The following is a 10,769-nucleotide window of genomic DNA, read 5'->3' on the forward strand; positions in this document are numbered from 1 at the left end:
GCGGAGTTGGAGCCGGGTCATGCCCCGAGTTTCCGGCGTGAAGCGGTCAATGGGGCTACCAGAAGCGGCTGCCCGGAATGCCCTTGAACGGACCGGCTTCGTATTGCGAAATCCAGCCGCCGTAAAAGCCACCGGGCTGCGGCGTCACCTGTTCCCCGTCCACAAGACAGCGGTCGAACGGCTCCGGATAGAAGGCGAGGTAGTCGCGGATCGCGGCGAAGGGCGGCGTCGGATCGGGATAGGACCACGCGGCGGCTTCGAACCGGTCGCCGCCGATCTCGACATCCCAGTATCGCGCCTGTCCCTTCCATTCGCACAGGGAGCGGCGCGGATTGGGCGTCAGGTGCGCCATTGCCACGTCGCCCGGCGGGAGGTAATAGGTGGGCGGGTGGCTGGTTTCGAGCGTGCGATAGGCCGCCTTCGTATCGGCCAGCATCTGCCCCTTGTGAACGATTTCGATGCGGCGGCCGGTCGGTTCGCAAATCGCCGGGCGCGGGTAGTCCCACACGCTTTCCTGCCCGTCACCGACGGGATCGGGGCGGGGATGGCCGAACGCCAGCGCGCCTAAGCCTTTTCCAGCGTACACTGCAGCGGGTGCTGGTTTTCCCGCGCGGCATCCATGACCTGGTTCACCTTGGTCTCGGCGATCTCGTAGGGGAAGACGCCGCACACGCCGACGCCGCTCTGGTGGACCTGCAGCATGACCCGCGTCGCCTGCTCGAGATCCATCTGGAAGAAGCGCTTCAGGACCATGACAACGAATTCCATCGGCGTGTAATCGTCGTTCAGCATCAGCACCTTGTACATGCTGGGCTTCTTTGGGCGGGTCTTGGTCTTGGTCGCGATGACGACCTGGCCGTCGCCGCCACCATCACCGTCCTCGCCGCCGTCTCCGGGTGCATTGTCGCCGTCGCCTGCGAGGAGCGGGGCGGGGGAGAAGCGGACAGGATGGGATCGGGTCATGGTCACAGGCGGGATATCGGGAAGGGCGGCCTTATGCGCAAGAGCCAATTGCGGGGGCGGGCGCAAGCTTACTCCGCGATACAGCTCATCACAAACGAAGCGGGCCGGCTGCCAAACGGCAACCGGCCCGCGATGATGGCGGCCCCGGAGAGAGAGAGAGGTGGGGCCGCTATCGTGTCTGTTTTGCCGTATCGGCTCAGGCGGCCTTGCGGATCTTCTCGCTGGCGAGGCTGATGCGGTTCTGGATCGGAGCGAATGCTTCGTTGGCCAGCTTGATGTTTTCTTCGGTGCGCTTCGAACCGTACTTCACGACCGTGTCGAAGTTGCGACGGGCGATTTCGCCCTGCAACTTGAACAGTTCGGTCGGGCTCTTGACGGCGGCGAAGAGACGCAGGTCTTCGGTGGTCTGCTGGAACACGTTCTTGGCGTCTTCCACGCTTTCGCGGGCCATGGTCTGCATGCCGCTGGCGAGGATCTTGCCGGATTCAACTACGGCTTCTACGTTACCCTTGGTGAATTCGCCCATTTCGCCGGCGAAGTCGCCAGCCTTGGCGTAAGCGGCCTTGGCGCGGTCCTGCATGTCGGCAGCGGTTGCCTTGAATTTCGATTCGGCCTTCTTGGCGGTGGTCTTGGTGGTAGCCATGATGGTGGTGTCCTTCTTGGTGGCGCGCTTGGCCGCAATCTTGGCGGGGGCACGCTTGGTGGTCTTCTTGGCGGCGGCTTTCTTGGCAGCCGGCTTCACGGTCTTGGTCTTGGATTTGGCCGGCTTCTTGGCAGCTTTCTTGGCCGGGGCGGTCTTCACGGGGGCCTTGGTCGCACCGGGGACGTCTGTCTTGGCGGCGGGCGTCTCGGCAACCGGCTTGGCCTCTGCCTCGGAAGCTTCCGCCTTTGCGGTTTCGGCCTTCCTGGCTTCGACCTTCTGCGCGGCAGCGGCTTCGGCGTAGGCGCGCTCTGCGGCCTGGTCGATCTTGCTCACTGTCTCACTCATCACAAACCTCAACTGTTGTTGCACTGCACAATATAGGCATGCTGCAAGTGCGTTGCAAGGGATTTTTTGTGCAGTGCACAAAAACCCGCAAGAGATTGGTTTAGAAGGGTATTCTTTGCGTCTAGCGCGCTTTTACGTAGCGCCCCGGCGCATCTTCCAGCACCTGGTCGTTCCAACCGCCGGGCGCGCGTTTGCCCTTCGCCTCGACCGTTTTCTTACCGTGCGACAGCAGCCACTGGTGCCAGTGGGGCCACCAGCTGCCGGGATGCTCCTGCGCCCCGTCGACGAATTCCGCGAACGAGCCATACTCACCGTCATTCGTCCAATACTGGTACTTGCCCGAGCCGGGCGGGTTGACCACTCCCGCAATATGCCCGCTGCCCGCCAGCATGAAGGTGACGGGGCCGGCGAAGTGATCGGTAACGCGGAACACGCTTTCGGCAGAGGCGATGTGATCCTCCCGCCCTGCCTGGACGTAGCTCGGCGTGGTGACCTTGGTGAGGTCGATCTTCTCGCCCAGCGCGCTGACCGCGCCCGGCTTCACCAGCAGGTTGTCGCGGTACAATTCGCGCAGGTACTGCTGGTGCCACTTGGCCGGCAGGTTCGTCACATCGCCGTTCCAGTGGAGCAGGTCGAACGCCGGATAGTCCTCCCCCATCAGGTAGTTGTTGACGACGTAGTTCCAGATGAGGTCGGTGCCGCGCAACATGTTGAAGGTGGCGGCCATCACCCGCCCGTCGACATAGCCGTCGGGCGCGGACTGCTTGAGCGCATCGAGTCCGGCATCGTCGATGAAGACCTTGAGCTCGCCCGCTTTCTCGAAATCGACCTGTGCGGTGAAGAAGGTGGCGCTCTTCACCTTCTCAGCCTCGCCCTTCGCCTCCAGCACGCTGAGCGTCGCGGCAAGCGTGGTGCCCGCGACGCAATAGCCGATCGTGTGGACGTCCTTGACGCCGAGCCGTTCGCGGATGTGGTCGATCGCGTCGATCTGGGCGGCGATGTAATCGTCCCACGTCACCTCGGCGAGAGTCTCGTCGGCGGACTTCCAGCTGACCATGAAGGTCGAAATGCCCTGGCCGACCGCCCAGCGAACGAAGCTCTTCTTCTCGTTCAGGTCGAGGATGTAGAAGCGGTTGATCCATGGCGGGAAGATCACCAGCGGCGTCTCCAGCACCTTGTCCGTGGTCGGCGAATACTGGATCAGCTGGTAGAGCGGGGTTTCGTGCACGACCTTGCCGGGCGTGGTGGCGATATTACGACCGACCTCGAAGGCTTCGGGGTCAACATGGGTCAACTGGCCCTTCTTGAGGTCCGCGATCAGGTGCTCCATCCCCTTCATCAGGTTCTGTCCGCCGGTCTGCATCGTGCGTTCGAGCACCAGCGGATTGGTCAACGGGAAATGGTCGGGGCTCAGCGCCTCCAGCACGGTGCGGGTCGAAAAGCGCAGCTTGTCACGCTGCTCCGGCGTGAGGCCCTCGACCTCGTCCACCATCGCCCCGATCCGTTCGGCCAGCATCAGGTAGGTCTGGTGGATCAGCGCGAACATCGGCTGCTGGCGCCACTTGGGATCGGCGAAGCGGCGGTCCTTGCGCGGCAGGTCCGGCTCCTCGTCCCCCGCCAGCGCCGCCATCCCGCCGGTGAACTGGCCGAGCACGTCCTGCCACAGCTTGACGCTTTCGTTGACCAGCTCCTGCTGGCGGCCCGGGTCGGCGATCGGCATCTGCTTCCACCAGTCGTCGAAGAACCGCTGGAAGCGCGCGGGATCCGCGAAAGGCTGCGCCGGATTGACCTTGGCCATGTTCAAAGAGCCCATGTCGAACGAACCGGGCGCCATCGCACGGTAATCGCCCCACATCGCCTGCAGCTGCCGGCCCAGCGCCGCCCAGTCCGGCTGCCCCGCGGCGGCACCCGGCACCGGGAATTCCATTGCAGCGGGCATCGCCGGCATCTGCCCGCCCGTCATCGCGGCAAAAAAACCTTGCGTCGCTTCCGCCTGGCGTTGCATCAACTCCCCCATCTGGCGGGCGGCGGTGTCGAAAGCGGCGGTGGGGTCGGAGTCGTAGTCAGCCATGCCCGTTCAATAGCCCAAGGGCGGTGAAAGTTTCGAGTCCCGGTGCGCAATCGCGATTGAATTGTGCAGCCGCTATCGGCATCACGCCCCGCATGAGCCGCGACTTTTACCGCATCAAGCGTCTGCCGCCCTATGTCATCGCCGAGGTGAACGGCATGCGCCACGCCGCCCGGCGGGCAGGGCGCGACATCATCGATCTCGGCATGGGCAACCCCGACCAGCCGCCGCCGCAGCACGTGATCGACAAGCTGGTGGAAGTGGCCGCGAAGCCCGATGCACACGGCTATTCCCAGTCGAAGGGCATCCCGGGCCTCCGCCGGGCGCAGGCCAACTATTACCAGCGCCGCTTCGGGGTGGAGCTCGACCCCGAAAGCGAAGTGGTGGTCACCATGGGGTCCAAGGAAGGGCTCGCCAGCCTCGCCACCGCGATCACCGCGCCGGGCGACGTGGTGCTGGCGCCCAACCCCAGCTACCCGATCCATACCTACGGCTTCATCCTGGCCGGCGCCACGATCCGCGAGATTCCGACGACGCCGGGCGACGCCTATTTCCGCATCCTCGACAAGGCGATGGCCCACAGCGTGCCGCGCCCGACGATCCTGATCGTGAATTACCCGTCCAATCCCACGGCAGAGGTCGCCGATCTCGAATTCTACACCCGGGTGGTGGACTGGGCGCGGGAAAACGACGTGATGGTCATCTCCGACCTCGCCTATTCGGAATTGTATTACGACGGAAAGCCGACGCCATCGATCCTTCAGGTTCCGGGCGCGAAGGATGTCGCGGTCGAGTTTACCAGCCTCAGCAAGACCTATCGAATGGCGGGCTGGCGGATCGGTTTCGCGGTCGGCAATGCAGAAATGATCGCCGCCCTGACGCGGGTGAAAAGCTATCTCGATTACGGGGCCTTTACGCCGATCCAGGCGGCGGCCTGCGCGGCGCTCAACGGGCCGCAGGACGTTGTCGAAGAGAACCGGCAGACGTTCCAGCGCCGGCGCGACCTCCTGGTCGAAAGCTTCACCCGGGCCGGCTGGCCGATCCCGGCACCGCCTGCATCGATGTTCGCCTGGGCCCCGCTGCCCGAGAAGATGAGCAATCTCGGCAGCCTCGAATTTTCCAAGCAATTGCTGGAAAAGGCAGGTGTCGCCGTGGCACCGGGCGTCGGTTACGGCGAGGCCGGCGAAGGTTTCGTGCGCATCGCCCTCGTCGAGAACGAGCAGCGCATCCGGCAGGCCGCGCGCAACATCAAGCGTTTCCTCGCCGACTAGACTTCGGAGTATCGCCATGACCGCCCTCGATTTCACCAGCGACGACCGCGTTTCCATCGACGTCGCCGACCACGTCGCGTATGTGCGGCTGACCCGCGCGGACAAGATGAACGCGCTCGACCCCGCCATGTTCGAACGCATCATCGCCGCCGGCACCGCGCTGCGCAGCGCGAAAGGCGTGCGCGCGGTCGTGCTTTCGGGAGAGGGGCGGGCCTTCTGTGCCGGGCTCGACACCGCCAGCTTCGGCGCGCAGGCCGATCCCGATGCGCCGCCCTTGCAGGAACGGACCTACGGCAATGCCAACAAGTACCAGGAGGTCGCGATGACCTGGCGCAAGTGCCCGGTCCCGGTGATCGCCGCGCTGCACGGCGTGTGTTTCGGCGGCGGGCTGCAGATCGCGAGCGGCGCGGACATACGGATCGCCCATCCCGCCACGCGCATGGCGGTGATGGAGATGAAATGGGGCCTGGTGCCCGACATGGGCGGCTTCGCCCTGTGGCGCGGCAATGTTCGCGACGATGTCTTGCGCGAGCTCACCTACACCGCGCGGGAATTCCTGGCCGAGGAAGGCAAGGCGCTGGGCTTCGTCACCGAACTGGCGGACGACCCGCTCGCCCGCGCTGAAGAACTTGCCACCGCCATAGCCGGCCGCAACCCGGGCGCGATCCGTGCGGCCAAGCAGCTCGCCAACACTGTGCCCGACATAGGCGAGGACGCGATCCTGCTGGCCGAGGCCGAGGCGCAGGCCGGTGTCATCCGCACCCCGAACCAGATCGAGGCGGTGATGGCGGAACTGCAAGGAAGGGCGGCGAACTACGCCGACTAGCGATACTTCAGCCGAACACGGCGGCGATCTGCATCCCGTCCACGATCTGCGCGCCGTCCGTGTTCCACAGGCGCAGGCGCTCGCTGGAAAAGCCGTGATCGGCCCATTGGCTGTTCGTTTCCGCCAGCCACCACCCGTCCTGTGTCGCAGGCTCGGCATCGAGGATGTTGAACGACCAGTTGATCGAGCTGATCGGGCCCGGCCGCTTCATCGCCCGCATCGCGCCGGGCGGCAGCGTGTCGCCGACGAGGATCAGCTGAGAAACCGGGTCCAGCCCGTGGTCGCCTTTCAGCCGCAGCCAGCGCCGCACCACCGGCGGCCCCTTGCCGGAGAAATCCTGCCCCCGCCGCAGCTCGAAATGGTGGCGGATAAAGACCGGTCCCTTGTCGGCCATCACGATCTCTGCGTCATCGGGGTCGAAGGCCACGTCGTCCGCCTTGGCGGCAGGGTGGCGGGCGTTGGGATCGCGCGCGGCGCCGAACAGGAAGAAGGCGGTCAGCGCCACGTCGCCATCGCACAGGATTTCGCTGCGCAGCTGGGTCACGTTGCGCCCCTGCCGCACGATCTGCACGCGGGTCTCCACCGTTTCCCCCACCGGTGCGACGAAGCCGACCTGCGCCGCCCTTAATGGCGGCAGGTCGGGGAACGCGCGGATCGCGGCGGTATAGGCAATCAGCGTCGATGCGCCGCCGTAGAACGTGCGCCCCTGCATCCAGGTCTGCGCATCGGGCAGGGTTTGCGGGCCGGGTTTGCCGACCGGGTCGAGGAAGTCCGTCAAAGCCATGGCGCAGGGCTGTAAAGGCCTCGTGGCAATCTGCAACCTATGTTGGCCTTGGGCCCTCTTGCATAAACGCATTGAACTGCGCCCATGGCTAAGCTAGGTGGCCAGCCTTCGCGTGCCGGCCCGATGGCGGAGTGGTTACGCAGAGGACTGCAAATCCTTGCACGCCGGTTCGATTCCGGCTCGGGCCTCCACACGCGAAGCACATAATGTTGCGGTCCCGCGCCTTGCGCATTAAGGGGCCGCGCAGGCGCCGCTTTAGCTCAGGTGGTAGAGCACATCATTCGTAATGATGGGGTCACAGGTTCGAGTCCTGTAAGCGGCACCACTTTTCAGGAAGCACAGAAATCCGCCATTTCTTGGCTATCCCACTCCTGACTTCCGAGAACTTTTGAAAAGAGGAGAGCATAGCTAGGACCGCTTGGGGTCCCCATTCCGGACAATCAGGGGTGTTCGGCAACTTCTCAATAGCGACCAGCCGCCCTCCGCACGGACGTAAAGACACCTCGATCGAAACATTCCGCCTGTCTCGCACGTTCACCTACGAACGGAGAATTTCATGGCAGCTCGCGCATATTGGCAGGGACAGATAAGGCTGGCACTGGTTTCGATACCGGTGGAGATTTACTCGGCAACCAAGTCCGGTTCGAGGATCAGCTTCAACCAGATCCACGAGCCCAGCGGGAAGCGTATTTCCTACGAAAAGGTGGTGCCCGGGATTGGCCCGGTGGACCGTGACGAAATCATTCGCGGCTTTGAGGTTTCGAAGGGCAATTACGTCCTTCTTGAAGACGAGGAAATCGAGGCGGTCAAGATCGAGAGCAAGCGCACGCTGGAACTGGTCCAGTTCGTGGATGCCTGCGAGATCGACCCGCTCTACTTCGAAAAACCATATTACGTCGCACCGCAGGACGAGCTTGCCGAAGAGGCGTTCATCGTGCTGCGCGAGGCGCTGCGCAAGGCGAAGAAGGTGGCCCTCGGCCAACTCTCGGTAAGGGGGCGGGAAAAGCTGGTGGCGATCAAGCCGTGCGGCAAGGGGCTGCTCCTCGAAACCCTGCGCTATGCCGATGAGGTGCGGGTCGGCCAAAGCTTCTTCGACGATATCGATGAGGCCAAGCCCAAGAAGGAACTGCTGGACCTCGCCAACACGCTGATCGAACAGAAGAGCGCACCCTTCGACGCGAGCGAGTTCGCGGATCGTTATGCCGACGCCCTCAAGAAATTGATCGACAAGAAGGCCAAGTCGAAGAGCAAGAAGGCTGTGATCGAGGATGTGGATGATCCGGATGTTTCGTCGGGCGCCAACGTCATCGACCTGATGGCCGCGCTCAAGAAATCGGTCGAAAGCGACAAGGCGAAAAAACCGGCGAAGCGTCGGAAATCCGCCTGACCCATGGCCGCGCGCAAGGATCTCTTGGCCGAATACAACGCCAAGCGCGATTTCAAGCATACGCCCGAGCCCGCGGGGAAACGCAAGGCGAGCAAGGCAGGCGACCTTTTCATCGTCCAGAAACACGACGCGACCCGGTTGCACTGGGACCTGCGGTTGGAGGTGGACGGGGTGCTGAAGAGCTGGGCTGTCACCAAGGGGCCTTCTCCTGATCCCGACATCAAGCGCCTCGCGGTCCGGACCGAGGACCACCCGCTGTCCTATGCGGAGTTTGAAGGCGTCATTCCCAAGGGGGAGTACGGCGGCGGAACCGTCATGCTGTGGGATCGCGGAAGCTGGGCGCCCATTGAAGGTAAGAGCGCCAAGGATCTCGATAAGGGCCATCTCCATTTTACGCTCCAAGGGGAACGTATGCGCGGCGAATGGCTCTTGATCCGTTTGAAAAAGAAGCCGGGCGAGAAGCGCGAAAACTGGCTTTTGCGCAAGCTGCAGGATGACCACGCCGAAGCGGGCGACGCTCTGGTGCAGCGCGAACTGACAAGTGTGGCGACCGGTCGTGCGATGGCGGAGATTGCGGCGAGCAAGAACGCTCCGCGACCCAAATCAGGTTCGACGAAACCCCGCGCCAGAAAAGCTGCGTCATTGCCCCAGTACCGTAAGCCCCAGCTTGCCACGCTTGTCGACGATGTGCCGACGGGCAATAGTTGGATGCACGAGATCAAGTTCGACGGCTATCGTGCGCTGGTGGCGGTGCGTGGTAAGAACGTGCGCATCTATACGCGCAACGGAATGGACTGGACGGACAAGTTTGGCCCTCTGGTCGATGCCATTGCTGCGCTCGACTTGCCTTCGGCGCTGATCGATGGCGAGATCGTGGCCTATGATGACAAGGGCAATCCCGACTTTTCGGCGTTGCAAAAGGTTCTGAAACGGGGGGCGGGAGCTCAGCAGCCGTCCGACAAGCTGGCTCTCCACGCGTTCGATATTCTTGAGCTGGAAGGCGAGGACCTAACTGACCTTCCAAATATCGAGCGCAAGGAACGGCTCGAAGCCTTGCTCGCCACCGCGCAGCCGCCGATCCATGTCGCCGACCACGTCCTGGGTGCGGGCGACACGCTGTATCGGGCGATGTGCGAGGCTGCGCAGGAAGGCATCATTTCCAAGACCGTAGACGGCAAATACTCCGGACGTCGGTCGAAGGCCTGGGTCAAAGTCAAATGCACCCGCCGGCAGGAATTCGTCATCATCGGCTGGAAGGCGTCGAGCGCGAAGGGACGCCCCTTCGCCTCCCTTTTGCTGGCCCAGCACGATGGCGGCGAGCTTGTTTACAAGGGAAATGTCGGGACGGGGTTTTCCGCGGACGATCTCGATGATCTGGCGCAGAAGCTGAAACGGCTGGAGCGAAAGACCCAGTCGGCGAAGGTCGATAAGACCGCGTCGCGCGGTGTGAAGTGGGTAACGCCCAAGCTGGTGGCGGAGATCGCCTTTGCCGAATTCACCGCTGACGGGAACGTGCGCCACGGCAGTTTTCTTGGATTGCGCGGGGACAAGCCAGCGAGAAACGTCGTGCCAGAGAAAGCTGCTCCCTTGCCTGGAAAAGAGGACGTCGCCATTTCGAGCCGCGACCGCGTCATTTTCCCCGACAGCGATCAGACCAAGGGGGACCTGGCTGATTATTATGCGGCGATTGCACCCATCATGCTGCCATTTGCCGCGCAGCGTCCCGTCAGCCTTGTTCGCTGTCCCCAGGGGAGGGGGAAGAAGTGCTTTTTCCAAAAGCACGACAGCGGCGCTTTCGGCGATGCCGTCCATCACGTTCCGATCCGGGAAAAGGACGGCGGGCACGAGGATTACCTCTATGTGGAGGACCTGCGCGGACTTCTGCAATGCGTACAGATGGGCACAATCGAGTTTCACGGCTGGGCGGCGCGGTCGGACGAAGTGGAGAAGCCCGACCGGATGATCTTCGATCTCGATCCCGACGAGGGGCTGGATTTTGCAAAGGTGAAGAAGGCCGCGCGCGATATCCATGACCGGCTTGCCGACCTCGGCCTTACCAGTTTCGCGATGCTTTCAGGGGGGAAGGGTGTTCATGTCGTGGTGCCGCTGACGCCGGGGCATAGCTGGGAGCAGCACAAGGATTTTGCCCGTAGGTTCTCCGAAGCGCTGAGCCTTGCCGAGCCCGAACGTTTCACCGCGAGCATGAGCAAGGCTAAGCGCAAGGACCGCATCTTCATCGACTGGCAGCGCAACCAGCGCGGCGCGACGGCGGTCTTGCCGTATTCGGCACGCGCAAGGTCCGGCGCACCCGTCGCAGTTCCCGTGGCATGGAACGAACTCAAGCGGATGGATAGCGCCAAAGCGTTTTCCATCGATCAGGCAGAAGCGCTGTTGCGGCGTGCGTCGTCGAAAGCACTCCATGGCTGGGGTTTCGCCGACCAGCGCCTTCCGGACATTTAAAGCGTAATACTCGGATACCTTT

General features: G+C 63.2%; 9 protein-coding genes and 2 tRNA genes. 6 read left to right on the forward strand and 5 right to left on the reverse strand.

The annotated features are described in order from the left end of the window. Window positions 1–55 precede the first annotated feature (55 nt). The 4 genes from QQW98_RS07575 to QQW98_RS07590 form a co-directional block, all read right to left on the reverse strand. Window positions 56–586 carry a DUF427 domain-containing protein gene (locus tag QQW98_RS07575; protein WP_290134379.1) on the reverse strand — a complete coding sequence of 177 codons (531 nt, stop codon included), beginning with the start codon at window positions 584–586 and terminating at the stop codon, window positions 56–58. Continuing rightward, the gene (gene clpS, locus QQW98_RS07580) at window positions 565–963 is read right to left on the reverse strand and encodes an ATP-dependent Clp protease adapter ClpS (protein WP_290134380.1); all 399 of its coding nucleotides are present in this window, start codon (window positions 961–963) and stop codon (window positions 565–567) included. Before clpS ends, QQW98_RS07575 begins: the two co-directional genes overlap by 22 nt. Before the next feature lie 196 nt (window positions 964–1,159). Further along, entirely contained in the window at window positions 1,160–1,939 is a 780-nt protein-coding gene (locus tag QQW98_RS07585; protein WP_290134381.1) for a phasin family protein, read from the reverse strand. A 133-nt stretch (window positions 1,940–2,072) separates the two neighbouring features. Beyond that, complete coding sequence (locus tag QQW98_RS07590; RefSeq protein ID WP_290134382.1) at window positions 2,073–4,022, reverse strand: PHA/PHB synthase family protein; 1,950 nt, start codon at window positions 4,020–4,022, stop codon at window positions 2,073–2,075. A 92-nt stretch (window positions 4,023–4,114) separates the two neighbouring features. On the opposite strand from QQW98_RS07590, the gene QQW98_RS07595 reads away from it, so the two are divergent. Both QQW98_RS07595 and QQW98_RS07600 read left to right on the forward strand, forming a co-directional pair. Beyond that, window positions 4,115–5,290 carry an LL-diaminopimelate aminotransferase gene (locus QQW98_RS07595; protein WP_290134383.1) on the forward strand — a complete coding sequence of 392 codons (1,176 nt, stop codon included), beginning with the start codon at window positions 4,115–4,117 and terminating at the stop codon, window positions 5,288–5,290. 16 nt (window positions 5,291–5,306) lie between these two features. Then, complete coding sequence (locus tag QQW98_RS07600; RefSeq protein WP_290134384.1) at window positions 5,307–6,116, forward strand: crotonase/enoyl-CoA hydratase family protein; 810 nt, start codon at window positions 5,307–5,309, stop codon at window positions 6,114–6,116. A 7-nt stretch (window positions 6,117–6,123) separates the two neighbouring features. On the opposite strand, the gene QQW98_RS07605 is transcribed toward QQW98_RS07600, so the two are convergent. Next, on the reverse strand, window positions 6,124–6,900 hold the full coding sequence (locus tag QQW98_RS07605; RefSeq protein WP_290134385.1) for an acyl-CoA thioesterase: 777 nt from the start codon (window positions 6,898–6,900) through the stop codon (window positions 6,124–6,126). A 117-nt stretch (window positions 6,901–7,017) separates the two neighbouring features. Between QQW98_RS07605 and QQW98_RS07610 the strand changes: the two genes are divergently transcribed. The 4 genes from QQW98_RS07610 to ligD all read left to right on the forward strand — a co-directional run bounded on the left by QQW98_RS07610 (window position 7,018) and on the right by ligD (window position 10,747). Beyond that, window positions 7,018–7,091 (forward strand) — tRNA-Cys (locus tag QQW98_RS07610). Between the two features lie 58 nt (window positions 7,092–7,149). Then, window positions 7,150–7,225 (forward strand) — tRNA-Thr (locus QQW98_RS07615). A gap of 231 nt (window positions 7,226–7,456) precedes the next feature. Further along, window positions 7,457–8,287, forward strand: a complete 831-nt coding sequence (gene ku, locus QQW98_RS07620) for a non-homologous end joining protein Ku (RefSeq protein WP_290134386.1) — start codon at window positions 7,457–7,459, stop codon at window positions 8,285–8,287. A 3-nt stretch (window positions 8,288–8,290) separates the two neighbouring features. Next, a complete protein-coding gene (gene ligD / locus QQW98_RS07625; protein WP_290134387.1) occupies window positions 8,291–10,747 on the forward strand; it encodes a DNA ligase D in 2,457 nt (818 codons plus the stop codon). The last annotated feature ends 22 nt before the right edge of the window (window positions 10,748–10,769 follow it).

The sequence above is a fragment of the Alteriqipengyuania flavescens genome (assembly GCF_030406725.1).
Taxonomy (GTDB): Bacteria; Pseudomonadota; Alphaproteobacteria; order Sphingomonadales; family Sphingomonadaceae; genus Alteriqipengyuania_B; species Alteriqipengyuania_B flavescens.